We start from the raw sequence: 16,407 nt of genomic DNA, 5'->3' as shown, positions 1-16,407 counted from the left end.
GCGGGAACCAGGGCCAGCGAGTATCCGTTGACGATCACATGGGACAGCGGAAGGCTCCGAAGGACGGCGACCGGAAGGTCGGGCGCCGCGCGTTGCTGATCGGCGGGACGGTGGCAGCGGCGGGCTCGGCCGTGCTGGCCCGCGACGAACTCGCGCGCCTGTGGTGGCGGGTGCCCGGCGTGGAGAAGCCGCGCAAGGCGGGCGAGGTCGACTTCGCCGGGGCCCGCTGGGTGGCGGCGTCGGACGCGAACTGGCGGCGGGCGGACCGCCCCGACGACTACGGCGTGGACATGGTGATCATCCATGTCACCCAGGGCAGCTTCGACAGCGCGGTGAAGGTGTTCCAGGACCCGGAGCACGGCGCGGCCGCGCACTACATCGTCCGCAAGGACGGCCACATCACGCAGATGATCCGCGAGCTGGACGTGGCGTACCACGCGGGCAACCGCGACTACAACGAGCGCAGTGTCGGCATCGAGCACGAGGGCTTCGTGGACCGGCCGCAGGACCTCACGGACGAGATGTACGAGGCCTCGGCCCGGCTCACGGCCCGAATATGCGCCCGCTACGACATCCCCGTCGACCGCGAGCACATCATCGGGCACGTGGAGGTGCCGGGGACGGACCACACGGACCCCGGGAAGCACTGGGACTGGGACCGGTACATGAAGCTGGTGCGCGCGGCGCGTACGGCGCGAGCGTGACCCCCGGGGCGGTCGCCCTCGACGGTCCTCAGGTGAGGCCGGCCGCCCGTGCCCGCTCCACCGCCGGGCCGATGGCCTTGGCGACCGCCTCCACGTCGGCCTCCGTGGAGGTGTGGCCGAGGGAGAAGCGCAGGGTGCCGCGGGCGAGGTCCGGATCGGTGCCGGTGGCCAGGAGGACGTGGCTGGGCTGGGCGACACCGGCGGTGCAGGCGGAGCCGGTGGAGCACTCGATGCCCTGCGCGTCCAGGAGCAGCAGCAGGGAGTCGCCCTCGCAGCCGGGGAAGGTGAAGTGCGCGTTGGCCGGCAGGCGGCCGCCGGGTGCGGGGTCGCCACCGAGGATCGCGTCCGGGACGGCCGTACGGACCGCCTCGACCAGGGCGTCGCGCAGGGCGCCGATCTCGGACGCGAACCACTCGCGCTGCTCGGCGGCGAGTCGGCCCGCGACGGCGAAGGAGGTGACGGCGGGGACGTCGAGGGTGCCGGAGCGCACGTGCCGTTCCTGGCCGCCGCCGTGCAGGACGGGGACGGGGGTCTGGTCACGGCCCAGGAGCAGCGCTCCGATGCCGTACGGCCCACCGATCTTGTGGCCGGAGACCGTCATCGCGGCGAGGCCGGAGGCGGCGAAGTCGACCGGGACCTGACCGAAGGCCTGGACCGCGTCGGCGTGCAGCGGGACGCCGAACTCGCTTGCCACGTCGGCCAGTTCACGGACCGGCATGACGGTGCCGATCTCGTTGTTGGCCCACATCACGGTGGCCAGGGCGACGTCGTCGGGGTTGCGGGCGATGGCTTCGCGCAGGGCCTCGGGGTGGACTCGTCCGTAGGAGTCGACGGGGAGGTACTCGACCGTCGCGCCCTCGTGCTCGCCGAGCCAGTGGACGGCGTCGAGGACGGCGTGGTGCTCGACGGGGCTGGCCAGGACGCGGGTGCGCGCCGGGTCGGCGTCGCGGCGGGACCAGTACAGGCCCTTGACCGCGAGGTTGTCGGCCTCGGTGCCGCCGGAGGTGAGGACGACCTCGCTGGGGCGGGCGCCGAGCGCTTCCGCGAGGGTCTCGCGGGCCTCCTCGACGGTGCGCCTCGCACGACGGCCGGACGCGTGCAGGGAGGAGGCGTTGCCGGTGACGCTCAGCTGGGCGGTCAGCGCCTCTGCCGCCTCCGGAAGCATGGGAGTCGTCGCGGCGTGGTCGAGGTAAGCCATGGTGGCGACGATTCTACGGGGCCGCTGCGGGGGCGCTGCGCTGGGCTTGAGCGGGGTGGCACCTTGCCTGTGTCGAGCCTGACGTCGTTGGCGTGTCCCCGGCGCTGCAGGCCGTGTCCACCCGTTCCGCCCTGCGGAACGTTCGCCCACGGTGGTGGGCGGTCCCGTCGGCGACGGTGGCGACGGGGGCGACGGGGGCGACCGGGACTAGAAGCTCCAGGACAGCGTGTTGTCCATCTGCACGAACGCCAACAGGACCAGCAGGTCGGCGACGCCCAGGCCCATGCCCAGGTAGGCGCGGCCCTTGCGCTGGGTGCCGCGCCACAGGGACGCCCCGGCCAGGACGATGGCGGTCGGGCCGAGGAAGAGGTTGAAGACGAGGAGGCCCAGGAGGCCGAGGATGAAGGACGCGACGGCCATGCCGTCGGCGTCGCGGGTGCGCGGGCGGGTGGCGGGACGGCCGGTGGCCGGGGCGGTGAGTTGCATGGGTGTCAGCTCCTGAGAAGTCGGTGCCGTGCGATGGCGGGTCGGCTGCGCCGGACGGGGAGTCGGTCGCGATGGACGGCGTCGCTCGCGACGGACCGAGTCGGTCGCGAGCGTGGGTCAGTTGCGGCGGGCGCGGCGCTCGCGGGCGGCGAAGATGCCCAGCCAGACGGCGATGACGGCGGCGGCCACGGCGGTGAAGGCGAGCGGTGCGTGGGCCACGGTGCCCAGCAGCACGCCCAGCAGCAGAAGCGCGGCGACGAGGAACAACATTGGGATCGGATCCCCCTCTGAGATCTCTCTCGTTGATCTCACTCGTTACGTTTTGGTGAACAGTTGTAGTTACAGTTGTTCACTGACTTCAGAGTCTAGCGCGCCCCACGGCTTTTCAATTCCAGAGAACAGTTGTTAACTGCATGGTATGAGTCACACCCTCGGCATCCGGCAGGCCCAGAAGCAGAAGACCCGGCAGGCCCTCCTGGACGCGGCCCTGGGACTGCTGGAGGAGCAGAGCCTGAGCAGCCTGGGCCTGCGCGAGGTCACGCGCGCCGTCGGCGTCGCGCCGACCGCCTTCTACCGGCACTTCCGCTCCACCGCCGACCTCGGCGTCGCCCTGGTCGAGGAGGCGCTGGGCAGTCTGCACCCCATGATCCGTACGACCGTCTCCTCGGCCGGCGACAGCGACCAGCGCATAGAGCGGGCCGTCGGGTTGATCGCCCACCACGTCGAGACGCACCCGGCCCACGTCCGCTTCATCGCCCGGGAGCGGCACGGTGGGGTGCAGTCGGTGCGGCAGGCCATCCAGGACCAGCTGGCCCGTTTCGCCGAGGAGGTCAAGGCGGCGTTGGCCAAGGACCCGGTCTCCGAAGGCTGGAACGACGACGATCTCCTCATGCTGGCCCACCTCTACGTCGACCAGATGCTGATGACGGCCTCCCTGTTCCTGGACGCCCTGGAGGCGCCGGAGGAGGAGCGCCGACGCGTCGTGCAGGTCGCCACCCGCCAGATGCGGTTGATCAGCATCGGCCGGGAACACTGGCTGGATTGAGCCCCTCCAGGACACGGCAGAGGGCGGCACCCCCGATCACCGGGAGTGCCGCCCCCTGCGTACGGCTGCCGCACCGCGCCCTGCGGCCCGCGTCAGCTCTTGGTCGCCGTGGCCGCCACGCTCGGCGCTCCGCTCGGGGCGCCGCTGGGCGCCGCCCCACCGCCCTGGCCACCGCCCGGGCCGCCACAGCCGCCACCCTGCCCGCCACCGGGAGCGCCCTGACCGCCCTGTGCGCCCTGACCGCCCCCGCCCGGCGCACCGGACGGCGCACCGCTGGGCGCGCCGGACGTGCCGGCCGACGGCGCGCCGCTCGGCATGCCCGAAGGTGCCCCGCTCGGCGCACCGCTGGGAGCGCCCGACGGCTGCCGGCACGACGACGACTGCTGGCCGGAGTTGCCGCTGTTCGAGCTCGACGACGAGTCGCTGGACCCGCAGGCCGCCAGGGCCAGGGGCGAGAGCGCCAGCAGGGCCACGGCGGGGAGAAGACGCGCACGCTTCATGAGAAACAGCTCCATGGAAGATGAGGAAGTCCTGGGCCGGGCACTCAACCAACGCCGCTTAGGGCTTCCTTGAGGCCCCGCTGTCGACGGCCTGTGCGCCGGGCAAAGCGCACCTCAAGGCACCTCGCTGACCTGCCAGTTCACCTGAACGATCAGCCAACTCGCTGGTACAGGGCCGTGACAGAAGCAGCCGCTCGCGCCAGTTCGTCCCGCACCTCCGGCGGGGACACGACCTCCACCCGGTCCGCGAAGACCGCGTCCTGCAACACGTCCACGTCCACGGCGGGTTGGGGGCCGCCCTTCCAGCGCGTGGCGTCGACGAGGATGCGGCGGGAGGTCACCTCGGCGGCCGGGCGGTGCGGGGCCGGCAGGGCGGCCATCACCTTGCGCGGGGCCGAGCCGAGTGCCGCGTCCAGCCCCAGCGCGGCGTGCGCGCCCTGGGCGGCCAGGATGAACAGCGCGCGGGACTCGTCGGCGGTCAGGCCGGTGACGTCCGTACGGAACCCGGCGAGCAGCTCGACACCGCCGTGCCGACCGCGCTCGGCGTAGACCGGGACGCCGGAGGCGGACGGGGCTGCCACGTCCCGGTGGGCGGTGCGGACCGACACCTCCAGCCGCTCGGCGAGTTCCCTGGCAGGCACCCGGCCCCGGGTCTGCAGGAGCGGCAGACCCAGAGCAGTCGGCCGGACTTCACCCCACCACGATCTCAGCCCGCCCAGGCGTCAGCCCAGCCGCACCCGCGTCAGCTCAGCCGCACCCGGGCCAGCTGCCTCGACTGCGCCACCAGCCGGTCCGCGCTGTCCCAGACCTCCGCGTCCTCCTCCAGGAAGCCGCCCGCGAGGTTGCGGGTCGTGATGGACACCCGCAGCGGGCCCGGCGCCGGGCGGCAACGTACGTGGACGGTCAGTTCGACCGTCGGGACCCAGCCGGAGATACCGATCTCGAACGCGGTCGGGGGCAGGGCGTCGACCGCCAGCAGCAGCGAGAGCGGATCGGCGTCGCGGCCGTCCGCGAGACCGAACCAGGCCCGCATCTCACCCTTGCCGGAGGGCCGCCCGAGCGCCCAGCCCAGGGTGGACGGGTCGAGCCTGAGCATCAGACGGTCGGTGATGGCCGAGCTGCCGTCGACTGGGGCAGGACCATCCTCGGGGCCGAAGCAGTGCTCCATGGGCGGGAACGCCGGCGGCTTGGCCGTCGTACGGACGTCGTCCGGGAGGGCGTCGAGGTCGCCGTAGGAGGCGAGGACGCGGATCCGCTCGACCTCGCGGCCCTGGTCGTCGTACTGGAAGAGCGAGGCCTGGCCGGTCGACAGGGTGCGCCCCGTGCGCACCACGTCCGTACGGACCACCGCGGGGCCGGGCTGGGACGCCGTCAGATAGTGCGCGGAGATCGTGAACGGGTCGCTGTGCGGCAGGGCGTCCGCGAGGGCGCGGCCGAGCACGGCCAGCAGATAGCCGCCGTTGACGGCGCTGATGATGGTCCAGCCGGCGGACAGGTCGATGTCGTAGACGCCGGGCTCGCGCGGTGTGAGCGCGGTGTCGCGGTCGAACTCGCTGTCGCCGATCGTGGCCCGCGGGGCCGCCGGGACGGTCGGGGCGGGGGCTGCTTCTGGCATGGGTGAACGGTACAACAGCTAACTACTAAGCGGTAGCTTTTTCGCTCTGGCCGGGACGAGATGTGAGCAACTTTTCGGTAAGTGTCCCCGCCCGTCCGAAACCCGGAGACCCATCTCCCCCTCTATGAGGACATGAGCCTCACCGGGACCCCGTTCCTCTACACGCTGATCGCGCTGTGCGTCGTCGCCGTCGCGCTGCCGCTGGTCCTCTGGTCGCGGGTGCGCGGACCCCAGGTCGTGCGGGCCGCCGCCCGGGTGCTGATGCTGCTGTTCGCCCAGGGCACCGCGGTCGCCCTGGTCTTCACGATGGTCAACAACTCCAACCAGCTGTACGACAACTGGGGCGACCTGCTCGGCACCAGCGACCATGTCCACGAGGCCGCCGACCTCGGCACGAGCGGCACCGGCGGGATTGCGCTGGAGAAGCTGCCCAAGGTGCGGCAGGTCTTCAAGCCGGCCAAGGGGCCGGGCATGCGCTCGGAGGGCGGCGTGCTCGTCACCCAGCTCAAGGGCCGGGTCTCCGGTGTCCACGCGGAGGTCAACGTCTGGCTGCCGCCGCAGTACCACGACCCCGCCTACCGCGATCACAAGTTCCCGGTCGTCGAGGTGCTGCCGGGCTACCCGGGCTCCTCGAAGGCCTGGTACGGGACCATGGACGCGCCCGAGCAGCTGGCCCCGTTGATGCGCAGCGGCCAGATCGAGCCCTTCATCATCGTCTCGCCGCGCACCACGCTGCTGCCGGGCGAGGACACCGGCTGCGCGAACATCCCGGGCAAGGTGAACGCCGACAGCTGGCTCAGCATCGACGTGCCGAAGATGGTCATGGACAACTTCCGGGCCCAGGCCGCGCCGGACGGCTGGGCGGTGGCCGGGTACTCGGCGGGCGCGCACTGCGCGGCGAAGCTGGCCGTCGCCCACCCCGACCGCTACCGGGCCGCGGTGAGCATGTCCGGCTACAACGACCCGATCGCCGTGCCCCAGTCGCTGGCAGGCAAGTCGCCCGCGTTGCGGGCCGCCAACAACCCGTACGTGATCCTCGAGGAGTCCCGGGTCCCGCCGCGCGTGGCGCTCTATCTCTCCGGTCAGCCGAAGGACGGGTACGAGGCTGCGATGGCGCTCCAGCGGGTCGCGGAGGCGCCTACGACCGTCAAGGTGGTGTTCATCCCGAAGAGCGCGGGCGGTCACACCATGGCGCTGTGGAAGCCGCAGGTGGTTCCGGCGTTCCGCTGGCTGACCGAGGTGATGGGGGCGCACCGGACCCGGACGGCGCCGGGCTCCGGCGGCACTACTCCTCTCGCACCGTCGACCGTCGGTTCCAGGCACGCGGAGCTCGCCAGTGGTAGCGCATCGCCAGCAGCCGCAGCACGAAGGCCGTGACGGCCGCGAGGGTGCTGGTGAGCGGGGTCAGGGCGTCGTAGTGGATGCACAGGACGGTCATCGTGGCGCCGACGATCGCCGGGACCGCGTACAGGTCGCGGTCCCAGCGCAGCAGTGACGGCACCTCGTTGGCGAGGACGTCGCGCAGCACACCGCCGCCGACGGCCGTCGCGAGGCCGAGGGTGGCGGACGCGGTGAGGTTGAGGCCGTAGTCGTACGCCTTCGCCGTCCCGGCGACGCAGAACAGACCGAGGCCCGCCGCGTCGAAGACGTTCACGCCGGTCTGGATGCGCTCCACGTGCGGGTGGAGGAAGATCACCAGCAGCGCCGCGAGCAGCGGGGTCAGGAAGTACCCCAGGTCCGTGAAGGCCGCCGGCGGTACGGCGCCGATGACCACGTCCCGGAACAGCCCGCCGCCCAGGGCGGTGACCTCGGCGAGCACGGCGATGCCGAAGACGTCGAAGTTCTTGCGGACCGCCAGCAGGGCGCCGGAGATGGCGAAGACGAAGATGCCGATCAGGTCGAGCGTGTGCTGGACGGACGGGCTGAACAATTGCTGGAGCACTCGTACATTCTTGCGCAGCGACAAGCCCCCGCCTTGCAAAGGAAGGCGGGGGCTCGATGCCGTTGATTACTTCTCGGTGGACTCGTCCGTGGTGGACTCGTCGGTAGCGGAGTCGGACTCCGTCGCGGGCGTCTCGGCATCCGCCTTGGAAACCTTCCCGGTGGCCTCGGGCTGCTTCGCCGAGGTCTGCGCCGCCACCGCGGCCGATGTCTCCGCCGACTCCGCCAGCACCTCGTCGGAGACCAGCTCGGCGGCCTCCTTGGCCACGGACAGCAGCACCGTGTCCTGGGGCTGCTGGTCCTCGAAGTCCTCCGGGTGGTGGCAGGCCACGCGCTGCCCCGGACGCAGCTCCGCCAGCGGCGGCTCCGTGGTGCGGCAGATCTCCGTCGCCTTCCAGCACCGCGTGTGGAAGCGGCAGCCGCTCGGCGGGGCTATCGGCGAGGGCACGTCGCCGCGGAGCAGGATGCGCTCGCTCTTCTGCGTGCGCCGCTTGGGGTCCGGGATCGGCACCGCCGACAGCAGGGCCTTGGTGTACGGGTGCATCGGCGACGCGTACAGCGAGTCCCGGTCGGCCAGCTCCACGATCTTGCCGAGGTACATCACCGCGATCCGGTCCGAGACATGCCGTACGACGGACAGGTCGTGCGCGATGATCACGTAGGTGAGCCCGAGCTCGTCCTGGAGGTCGTCCATCAGGTTGACGACCTGCGCCTGGATGGACACGTCGAGCGCGGAGACCGGCTCGTCGGCCACGACCATGCGGGGCTTGAGGGCGAGCGCGCGGGCGATGCCGATGCGCTGACGCTGGCCGCCGGAGAACTCGTGCGGGTAGCGGTTGTAGTGCTCGGGGCTCAGGCCCACCAGTTCGAGGAGGCGCTGGACCTCCTTCTTGACGCCGCCCTCGGGCTCGACGCCCTGGAGCCGGAACGGCGCCGAGACGATGCTGCCGATGGTGTGCCGGGGGTTCAGCGAGCCGTACGGGTCCTGGAAGATCATCTGCACGTCGCGGCGCAGCGGGCGCATGCCGCCCACGCCCAGGTGCGTGATGTCCGTGCCGTCGAACTCGATCCTGCCGCCGCTCGGCTCCAGCAGCCGGGTGATCAGCCGGCCCATGGTCGACTTGCCGCAGCCCGACTCGCCCACGACGCCGAGGGTCTCGCCCCGGCGCACCTCGAAGTCGATGCCGTCCACGGCCTTGACCGCCCCGACCTGCCGCTGGAGCAGGCCCTTCTTGATGGGGAAGTGCTTGACCAGGCCCTCGACCTTGAGCAGCGGTTTCTCGTCGCCGGACGGCGCGGCTTTCACGGCCGCCGCCGCGGCCCCGGTCTCAGTCTCGCTCACAGCTTCGGCGCAATCTCTTCGGTCCAGATCCGGGTGCGGTCCTCCTGCGACAGGTGGCAGGCGGTGAAGTGCCCGCCGCCGACCTCGTGCAGCTCGGGGCGCTCGGTGCGGGTGATCCCGCCCTTGGGGACGTCCGCGTAGGGGCAGCGCGGGTTGAAGGCGCAGCCCGAGGGGACGTTGATGAGGCTCGGCGGCTGCCCCTTGACCGGGATGAGCCGGTCGGTCTGCGCGCGGTCGATCCGCGGCATGGAACCGAGCAGGCCCCAGGTGTAGGGGTGGGACGGCTCGTAGAAGATCCGGTCGACCGGGCCGCGCTCCACGCAGCGTCCGCCGTACATCACGAGGATGTCGTCGGCGATCTCGGCGACCACGCCGAGGTCGTGCGTGATGATGACGACCGCGGAGCCGAACTCCTTCTGCAGATCCCGGATCAGGTCGAGGATCTGCGCCTGCACGGTCACGTCGAGCGCCGTGGTCGGCTCGTCCGCGATCAGCAGTTCGGGGTTGTTCACCAGCGCCATGGCGATCATCGCGCGCTGGCGCATACCGCCGGAGAACTCGTGCGGGTACATGTCCACGCGCTTGTTCGGCTCCGGGATGCCGACGCGGTCGAGGAGTTCGACGGCCCGGCGGCGGGCGGTCTTCTTGTCGACCTTGTTGTGGACCCGGTAGGCCTCCACGATCTGGTTGCCCACCGTGTAGTACGGGTGCATGGCGGACAGCGGGTCCTGGAAGATCATCGCCATCTGCCGGCCGCGCATCCGGCGGACCTCGTCGGGGCTAGCCGAGACGAGCTCCTTGCCGTCGAGCCAGATCTCGCCGGACATCTGCACGTTCTTGCCGCGGTTGCCCAGGCGGTGCAGGCCCATGACGGCCAGCGAGGTCACGGACTTGCCGGAGCCGGACTCGCCCACGATGCCGAGGGTCTTGCCCTTCTCCAGCTGGAAGGAGAGACCGTCCACGGACTTGACCAGGCCGTCGTCGGTCGGGAAGTGCACCTTGAGGTCGCGCACTTCGAGGAACGCCCGGGGCGGCTCGCCGGCACGCACGGGCTCGCCCACGGCGGCCCCGGTCTTGGACAGGTCGGTCACGAGAGCCTCACCCGCGGGTCGATCGTGGCGTACAACAGGTCCACCACCAGGTTCATGAAGACGACGAAGAACGCCGCGAGCAGGGTCACCCCGAGGATCGGCGGCAGGTCGTTGGCGGTGATCGCCTGGACCGCGTACTCGCCGATGCCGTGCAGGGAGAACACCGTCTCGGTGATGACGGCGCCGCCGAGCAGCAGGCCGATGTCCATGCCGAAGACCGTCACCAGCGGCGTCAGCGCGGCCCGCAGACCGTGCCGGACGACGACCTTGCGCTCCCGCAGGCCCTTGGCCCGGGCGGTGCGGATGAAGTCCTCGCTCATGGTCTCCAGCATGCCCGAGCGGGTCAGCCTGGCGTAGATCGCCGAGTAGAGCAGCGCCAGCGAACACCACGGCAGGAACAGGGTGTTGGCCCACTGGGACGGGTTCTCGGTGAAGGGGACGTACGTTCTGCCGAAGATCTCCAGCTTGTAGCTGAACAGCAGCAGGGCCAGCTGCCCCGTGAAGAACATGGGCAGGGAGACGCCCGCCAGGGCCACGCCCATGGCGGACCGGTCGAAGAACGAGCCCGGCTTGAGGGCGGAGACGACACCGGCCGCGATACCGCCGACCAGCCACAGCACGGCGGCGCCGACGGCCAGCGAGAGGGTGACCGGCAGCCGTTCGGTCAGCTGGGGCCAGACCTCGATGTGGTCCTTGAAGGAGTAGCCGAAGCACGGGGCGTCACAGCGGACCGTGGTGGGGCCGAGGTCGTAGGTGGCGCCGGAGACGATCCCCTTGATGAAGTCCCAGTACTGGACGTACACCGGCTGGTCGAGACCGAGGTTCGCCTTGACCGCCGCGATGTCCTCGGGAGAGGGGTTCTTGCCGATGTACTGCTGCGCCAGCTGGTCGGCGGTCTGCCCGGCGAGCTTCGGCAGGATGAAGAAGATGCCGAAGGTGACCGCGGTGACGACGAGCAGCAGGATCAGTGCCGCGATCGTCCGGCGGATGATGTACGAGATCACGAGGACCGGCGCCGGCGCCCGCGGATGACTTGGTCCGCGGGCGCCAATGCCTTCACCTGCCTTCCGGGGCTACTTCTCGGCGGTGCCGACGTTGAGGTAGTCGTACTGACCGCTGAAGGCGGACGTCGACACCAGGTTGGTGGCGTGCGGCGTGCGGTACAGCAGGACCTTGAAGTAGGTGAGCGGCACGATGGCGGCCTGCCCCATGATCTTCTGGTCGACCTCGGTGTACGCCTTGGTGCGGGCGGCCTCGTCGGTGTTGCCGATCGCGTCGTCGAGCAGCTTGTTGATCTCGGGGTTGTCCAGCTCGGACAGGTTGGTGTTGCCGGACTGGCTGATGGCCTTGCCGTGCGCGATCTGCTGCAGGAAGCCGTAGCCGGTGGGCCAGTCGGCGCCCCACTGCATCATCATCAGACCGATGTTGTTCTTCTCGTTGAACTTGGGCACGCCCGCGTAGTCGGAGAAGTACTTGCCGGACGGGTACTGCTTGATGTCCGCGTCGATGCCGACCTTCTTCAGCGCGCCGACGATCGCGGTGGCCGCGTCGACCTCGCCCTGGCGGTCGGTGCGGGCCGAGATGGAGGTCTTGAAGCCGCCCTCCTTGCCGCAGGCCTTCAGGTGCTCCTTGGCCTTGGCGACGTCACCCTTGTTGCCCGGGGTGGCGTACTGGTCGGCCTTCTCGTAGCCCGAGACGTCGGTCGGCAGGACCGTGGTGGCGATGTCACCGCGGATCGGGCCGCCCATCGCGGTCTGCACGGCGGTCTTGTCGATCGCGTACTCGACGGCCTTGCGGCACTCGAGGTTGTTGAACGGCGCCAGCTTGGTGTTGATCGCCGCGTAGATGAGGCGACCGCCCAGCGCGTTGTCCGTGTTGGCCATCTGGGCCTTGTCGTTCAGGATCTGCGCCTGGGTCTGCGCGTCGACACCCGTTCCCTGGATGTCGATCATCGTGTCCCCGGACATCACGTCCTTGTCGATCGTGGCCTTGTTGACCTTGAGGTTCACCACGATCTTGTCCGGGTACTGCTTGCGCAGCGGGTCCGTCTTGGCGTCCCACTCGGGGTTGCGGACCAGGACGATCTGCTTGCCCTCCTCGTACTTCTCGAACTTGTACGAGCCGGAGGAGACGACCTTCTTGGTGTAGTCCACACCCGTGTCCTTGGCCCGCGGCACGGGGGCCGTCTGCGGGGCGCTGACCAGGTAGTCGAACTCGGCGAAGGCCTTGTTCAGGTGGAAGACGACGGTCTGGTCGTCCGGGGTCTCGATGGACGAGATGCCCTTTTCGCTCTTGTCCTTGTAGGGGCCCTTGTAGTCGTCCGGGTTGTCCAGCAGGTTCTGGAAGTAGTTGGGGCCGAGGGAGAGCACGTCGCGCGCGAAGTTCGAGCGCTCCACCGCGTACTTGACGTCCTTCGAGGTGACCGCGGTCCCGTCCTCGTACTTGACGCCCTGACGGATCTTGTACGTCCAGGTCTTGCCGCCGTCGCTGGGCGTGCCCGGGCCCTCCGCTAGGTCCGGGACGAGCTCGTTGCCCGCCTCGCCCGGGGCGGGCTTGAAGGTCATCAGGGGACGCGCGTAGAGGCGGCTGAAGTTGTAGCCGTAGGCGTAGTACATGTTGCCCGGGTCCAGCGACTCGGGAGCGTCGGAGCTGGCGTAGGTGACCGTTCCACCCTTGTGGGTGGAGGCGTTCACCACTCCCTTGGTCGCGGCGTTCGCGCCGGCGCCCTTGGGCGTGTCGGCGCCGTCGTCGGCCTTGCTGCAGCCCGCGAGAAGCAGGCCGGCGCTACTGGCGACCGCAATCGCGGCCATTGCTGACCTTCGCATGATGGTCGGATTCCCCTTCGTAGGTGGACACTTGGGTGGGACGTCGGGTCGCATCGGGTGTCGCGACCGCGGACGTCAGCGGCTGCGGGGGTCGAGTGCGTCCCGGAGGCCGTCACCGAGGAGGTTGAAGGCCAGCACCGTGATGAAGATCGCCAGGCCGGGGACGATCATGTACTGCGGGTCGACCTCGAAGAAGTCGACGGCCTGGTTGAGCATTCCGCCCCAGGAGGCCTGGGGCGGCTGGATGCCCACACCGAGGAAGCTCAGCGAGGCTTCGAAGAGGATGTTCGTCGGGATGAGCAGCGTCGAGTAGACGATGATCGGCGCGACGAGGTTGGGCAGCAGTTCCTTGAAGAGGATGTACGGGCCGCCGGCCCCCATCCCCCGGGAGGCGTCGACGAACTCCCGCTCGCGCAGGGCCAGGGTCTGGCCGCGCACGATGCGCCCCATGTAGGGCCAGTTGAAGAAGCCGATGACGAAGATCAGAACGGAGATGTGCAGGGGCAGTCCTTCGAGGCCGAAGGCACCGCCCTGGAGCGTCGCCGAGATGGCGATGGCGAAGAGGAGCAGCGGGAACGCCAGGAACGTGTCCATCAGACGGCTGACGACGGTGTCGACCCGGCCGCCGTAGTAGCCGGCGACGAGGCCCATCACGGTGCCGATGACGACCGACAGCAGCGTGGCGCCGAAGGCGACGACCAGGGAGACCCAGGAGCCCTCCAGGATGCGCGCGAGGATGTCCCGGCCGAACTTCGGCTCGACGCCCAGCGGGTGGTCCCAGCTCATCCCGCCGAAGTCGCCCTTGGGCAACGACGTGTTGGGGTCGATCAGGTCCTGGTGGAAGGCGTTGGGGTCGAGCCCGAGCAGCGCCTGGAGCGGACGGGACAGTGCCGCCACGAGGATGAGCAGCACGACAACGATGCCGCCGACGACCGCTATCTTGTCCCGCTTGAAGCGGGTCCAGGCGATCTGCCCGAGTGACCGGCCCTCGATCCTGCGGGCCTCGACCCCCTTCAGCACGGCCTCCGGCTGGGCGTCGGCCTGCGATCCGGTGGTCTCGATCGGTGCCGTCACGGTGAGTCTGACCCCTCTCGGCCGACGGTCGTCGGCCCCCCTGGCTGCCGCTGTAGCGGTTGCTCCAACTCGCACACAGGGCCTACCGGCCCGTGTCTTGCCGGGAGTCTTCAACGCTTTGGCGATCTGTTGCCAGAGCTGACGAGGAAAGTATGCGCAACCGTGATGCTGTCTGCGGGGTTCCGTTATCCGAACAACGGGTAACGGCGGTCGGACGCGCGCCAGTTGGGGCGTATGAGGACGGACCGGGACCTTCCGTTCGCATCTACGCGCGGAGATTCACCTGGGAAACAGAAGCCGCAGGCGCTTTGCGCCTACGACAGCCGGGGCGCCGACCGCTCGGCAGGTCAGCCCACGAATGATCAGTAACGGCCCTGTGGCGGTGGGTAGCCGTAGCCGGCCGCCGGGGCCTGCGCCGGAGCGGTGGCGTGGGCCTCGCGGTCGTAGAACGGGCGGGCGGTCGCTCGCATCCACATCGCGACCGGGTCGTCCTCGTCGGACATCGCCACGGTCGAGACGGGCAGTCCGTCCGGGACCGCGCCGATCGACTGGAGCATCATCGAGCGCACCGAGTCCACGGCGGGCGGGCTGGTGTCGTACACGTCGAGCCCGATCGCGAGATACGGCGCGCCGAGCGCCGGCTGCACCCAGGCGCGGCGCAGCGAGCGGACGGCGGGCGTGCGGTGGGCGTTCTGCGCGAGCAGGGCGTAGAACTGCGGGATCTCGATGCCGGGCTCCGACAGGCGGAGCGGGCCCGCGGGCTGGCGCTCCAGGCCGGTGGCGATGCGGCGCAGGTCGAGCCACGGGATGCCCACGCCGCCGCCCGGGGCGTGCGGGTTCAGCCAGAGGCCGAAGTGGTCCGGGTAGAGGGTGCGGGCCACGTCGATGCCGTCGACGACCTCGTAGGAGCGGTTCCAGCCGCTGGCCGACAGTTCCTGGGCGGAGGTGACGCAGGGGGCGTAGCCGTGGCCCTCGACCTCCATGTTTCCGTACTGGGCGTCCGGGGAGCCGGCCTGGCCGTGCCACAGCAGCATCCAGACCTGGCCGGAGTTCGGGGTGGCGAGGGCGCGGAGGAGCGCCTCGTAGGCGTCGTAACGCCCCGGCGTCACCTGGCGCAGCATGTGCTCGACCTGGCCGGTCGCCGCGGTGCCGCTCGCGCTCACCTTTTACCGCCCCTTCGGGAAACGTGGGTTTCGAGCCCAGCTTAGGCGCTCCGCTCGGGGAGCCGCTGAGAGCTCGGGACTTGATGTCGGTCGTCGGGTGCGGGTTGATTGTGGCTGGTCGCGCCCCGCGGCGGAGCCGCATATGTCACAGCCCCGCGCCCCCGAGGGGCGCTGCCCGTCACCGGCTCCTAAAAATCCCGCTGATAAAACGGGCGTACCTGCTGCCTCATCCAGTCGATCACCGGGTCCTGGGCCACGTCCAGGAGGACCAGGTTGACCGGCCAGGGGGCGGGGGTGCGGCCCAGGGCCCGGGCGAGGGCGTTCATGGGGGCGGCGCGCAAGTCGCCTTCCCAGTGGGAGAGTTCCACGCCGACGAACATCACCGGGTGGGCCGTCTCGATCGCCGCCAGGCAGCGGCGGGCCGTGGTGACGACGCCGGTCTCGGCGAACTCGGCCGAGGCCGCCGCGAGGAAGTCGACCGGGTCGTCCTGCCAGTCGGGTTCGTAGAGCTTGACGCGGCCGCCGGTGGTGAGGCCGTCCAGCGGGGTGCGGCCCACCCGGCAGAGCTCGGCGACCGCGGCCGGGGGCAGCGGGACGCCGACCGTGCCGTCGGGGTTGACGGCGATGCCCACCTGCGGGGGCAGGCCGCGGGCGAACTCGACGGCGGGGGCGACGGTGTACGACATGTGGGCGCCGACGACCTGGCGGAACTGTTGCTCGGAGCTGAAGACCGGGACGTAGGCCTGGCCCGCCATCTCCACGGTCGGCAGGTCCAGCGGGCCGCTGGCGGGGCCGCCGCCGTTGGGCAGCGGCACCCAGACGAAGCTGCGGCCCAGCACCTCGATGATCCGGCCGCCGGCCGAGGGCAGGCCGAGGGAGGCCGAGAGCACCTCCTCCAGTTCGTTGCCCGGCCAGCCGCCGTGCGCGTGGAGGTGTGCCCCTGCCGGGAAGTCCGCGGGGAGATCCGCTGCGAAGTCCATCTGTCTGACCGCCTGCTGTGAACCACGTCTGTGGCTCAGAAGGCTATCCGGTGTCCGCCCCGCCCGACCCCGCCCCCGCTCAGCCCGCGAAGCCGACCCGGCGCAGGGCACCCGCCGCCTCGCGGTCGAGCAGCACCGCCGAGCCGCGGCCCAGCCCGGCTCCACCAAGCTCAACAGACGGCCTGCACATCACCGCCGAGGCCACAGACAGCCATCCGTGTCCCCCGGCCAACCCCCGCGGCCGCTCAGCCCGCGAAGCCGACCCGGCGCAGGACGCCCGCCGCCTCGCGGTCGAGCACCACCGCCGAGCCGCAGCCCCGGAGGCCCGCACACCACCGCCGAAGCCGCAGACAGCCATCCGTGTCCCCCGGCCAACCCCCGCGGCCGCTCAGCCCGCGAAGCCGACCCGGCGCAGGACGCCCGCCGCCTCGCGGTCGAGCACC

16 protein-coding genes and 1 pseudogene are annotated in these 16,407 nt (G+C 70.6%); 3 read left to right on the top strand and 14 right to left on the bottom strand.

Going from position 1 to position 16,407, the window contains the following annotated elements; genetic code table 11:
* The first annotated feature begins 38 nt into the window (after window positions 1–38).
* Window positions 39–704, top strand: coding sequence for an N-acetylmuramoyl-L-alanine amidase (locus ACFZBP_RS41115; RefSeq protein ID WP_383454402.1), 666 nt, complete (start codon window positions 39–41; stop codon window positions 702–704).
* 28 nt (window positions 705–732) lie between these two features.
* On the opposite strand, the gene ACFZBP_RS41110 is transcribed toward ACFZBP_RS41115, so the two are convergent.
* From ACFZBP_RS41110 to ACFZBP_RS41100, 3 genes are all read right to left on the bottom strand, one after another.
* Window positions 733–1,902, bottom strand: coding sequence for a cysteine desulfurase family protein (locus ACFZBP_RS41110; RefSeq protein ID WP_383454405.1), 1,170 nt, complete (start codon window positions 1,900–1,902; stop codon window positions 733–735).
* A gap of 207 nt (window positions 1,903–2,109) precedes the next feature.
* Complete coding sequence (locus ACFZBP_RS41105) at window positions 2,110–2,388, bottom strand: DUF4190 domain-containing protein (RefSeq protein ID WP_391420999.1); 279 nt, start codon at window positions 2,386–2,388, stop codon at window positions 2,110–2,112.
* 117 nt (window positions 2,389–2,505) lie between these two features.
* Window positions 2,506–2,658: a hypothetical protein gene (locus ACFZBP_RS41100; RefSeq protein WP_167366195.1), complete on the bottom strand. Its 153-nt coding sequence runs from the start codon at window positions 2,656–2,658 to the stop codon at window positions 2,506–2,508.
* Between the two features lie 148 nt (window positions 2,659–2,806).
* On the opposite strand from ACFZBP_RS41100, the gene ACFZBP_RS41095 reads away from it, so the two are divergent.
* On the top strand, window positions 2,807–3,433 hold the full coding sequence (locus ACFZBP_RS41095) for a TetR family transcriptional regulator (protein WP_391420998.1): 627 nt from the start codon (window positions 2,807–2,809) through the stop codon (window positions 3,431–3,433).
* Between the two features lie 92 nt (window positions 3,434–3,525).
* Here ACFZBP_RS41095 and ACFZBP_RS41090 read toward each other — a convergent pair whose 3' ends face one another.
* The 3 genes and pseudogenes from ACFZBP_RS41090 to ACFZBP_RS41080 form a co-directional block, all read right to left on the bottom strand.
* Window positions 3,526–3,933 carry a hypothetical protein gene (locus tag ACFZBP_RS41090; protein WP_391420997.1) on the bottom strand — a complete coding sequence of 136 codons (408 nt, stop codon included), beginning with the start codon at window positions 3,931–3,933 and terminating at the stop codon, window positions 3,526–3,528.
* Between the two features lie 239 nt (window positions 3,934–4,172).
* Window positions 4,173–4,627: pseudogene (locus ACFZBP_RS41085) on the bottom strand (helix-turn-helix transcriptional regulator); the annotation flags it as partial.
* A 48-nt stretch (window positions 4,628–4,675) separates the two neighbouring features.
* Entirely contained in the window at window positions 4,676–5,548 is an 873-nt protein-coding gene (locus ACFZBP_RS41080; protein WP_383454418.1) for a thioesterase family protein, read from the bottom strand.
* Window positions 5,549–5,680: 132 nt separating this feature from the next.
* Between ACFZBP_RS41080 and ACFZBP_RS41075 the strand changes: the two genes are divergently transcribed.
* Entirely contained in the window at window positions 5,681–6,925 is a 1,245-nt protein-coding gene (locus ACFZBP_RS41075; RefSeq protein WP_383454420.1) for an alpha/beta hydrolase, read from the top strand.
* Here ACFZBP_RS41075 and ACFZBP_RS41070 read toward each other — a convergent pair.
* The 8 genes from ACFZBP_RS41070 to ACFZBP_RS41035 all read right to left on the bottom strand — a co-directional run bounded on the left by ACFZBP_RS41070 (window position 6,834) and on the right by ACFZBP_RS41035 (window position 15,964).
* A complete protein-coding gene (locus ACFZBP_RS41070; protein WP_391420996.1) occupies window positions 6,834–7,490 on the bottom strand; it encodes a TRIC cation channel family protein in 657 nt (218 codons plus the stop codon). The genes ACFZBP_RS41075 and ACFZBP_RS41070 overlap by 92 nt on opposite strands.
* A gap of 66 nt (window positions 7,491–7,556) precedes the next feature.
* Window positions 7,557–8,831, bottom strand: a complete 1,275-nt coding sequence (locus ACFZBP_RS41065; RefSeq protein WP_391420995.1) for a dipeptide ABC transporter ATP-binding protein — start codon at window positions 8,829–8,831, stop codon at window positions 7,557–7,559.
* The gene (locus tag ACFZBP_RS41060; protein WP_391420994.1) at window positions 8,828–9,922 is read right to left on the bottom strand and encodes an oligopeptide/dipeptide ABC transporter ATP-binding protein; all 1,095 of its coding nucleotides are present in this window, start codon (window positions 9,920–9,922) and stop codon (window positions 8,828–8,830) included. Before ACFZBP_RS41060 ends, ACFZBP_RS41065 begins: the two co-directional genes overlap by 4 nt.
* Window positions 9,919–10,926 carry an ABC transporter permease gene (locus ACFZBP_RS41055; protein ID WP_383454431.1) on the bottom strand — a complete coding sequence of 336 codons (1,008 nt, stop codon included), beginning with the start codon at window positions 10,924–10,926 and terminating at the stop codon, window positions 9,919–9,921. The genes ACFZBP_RS41060 and ACFZBP_RS41055 overlap by 4 nt, the downstream gene beginning before the upstream one ends.
* Before the next feature lie 69 nt (window positions 10,927–10,995).
* Complete coding sequence (locus ACFZBP_RS41050) at window positions 10,996–12,732, bottom strand: ABC transporter substrate-binding protein (protein WP_383454434.1); 1,737 nt, start codon at window positions 12,730–12,732, stop codon at window positions 10,996–10,998.
* Window positions 12,733–12,822: 90 nt separating this feature from the next.
* Window positions 12,823–13,821 (bottom strand): ABC transporter permease, encoded by a 999-nt coding sequence (locus ACFZBP_RS41045; protein ID WP_383454436.1) that lies wholly within the window; start codon window positions 13,819–13,821, stop codon window positions 12,823–12,825.
* 362 nt (window positions 13,822–14,183) lie between these two features.
* Window positions 14,184–14,984: an enhanced serine sensitivity protein SseB C-terminal domain-containing protein gene (locus tag ACFZBP_RS41040; protein ID WP_383454478.1), complete on the bottom strand. Its 801-nt coding sequence runs from the start codon at window positions 14,982–14,984 to the stop codon at window positions 14,184–14,186.
* Window positions 14,985–15,172: 188 nt separating this feature from the next.
* Entirely contained in the window at window positions 15,173–15,964 is a 792-nt protein-coding gene (locus ACFZBP_RS41035; protein WP_383454439.1) for an enhanced serine sensitivity protein SseB, read from the bottom strand.
* Between the last annotated feature and the right edge of the window lie 443 nt (window positions 15,965–16,407).

This window comes from Streptomyces sp. NPDC008086, from assembly GCF_042957325.1.
Classification (GTDB): domain Bacteria; phylum Actinomycetota; class Actinomycetes; order Streptomycetales; family Streptomycetaceae; genus Streptomyces.
This window is presented reverse-complemented; position numbering and strand designations above follow the sequence as displayed.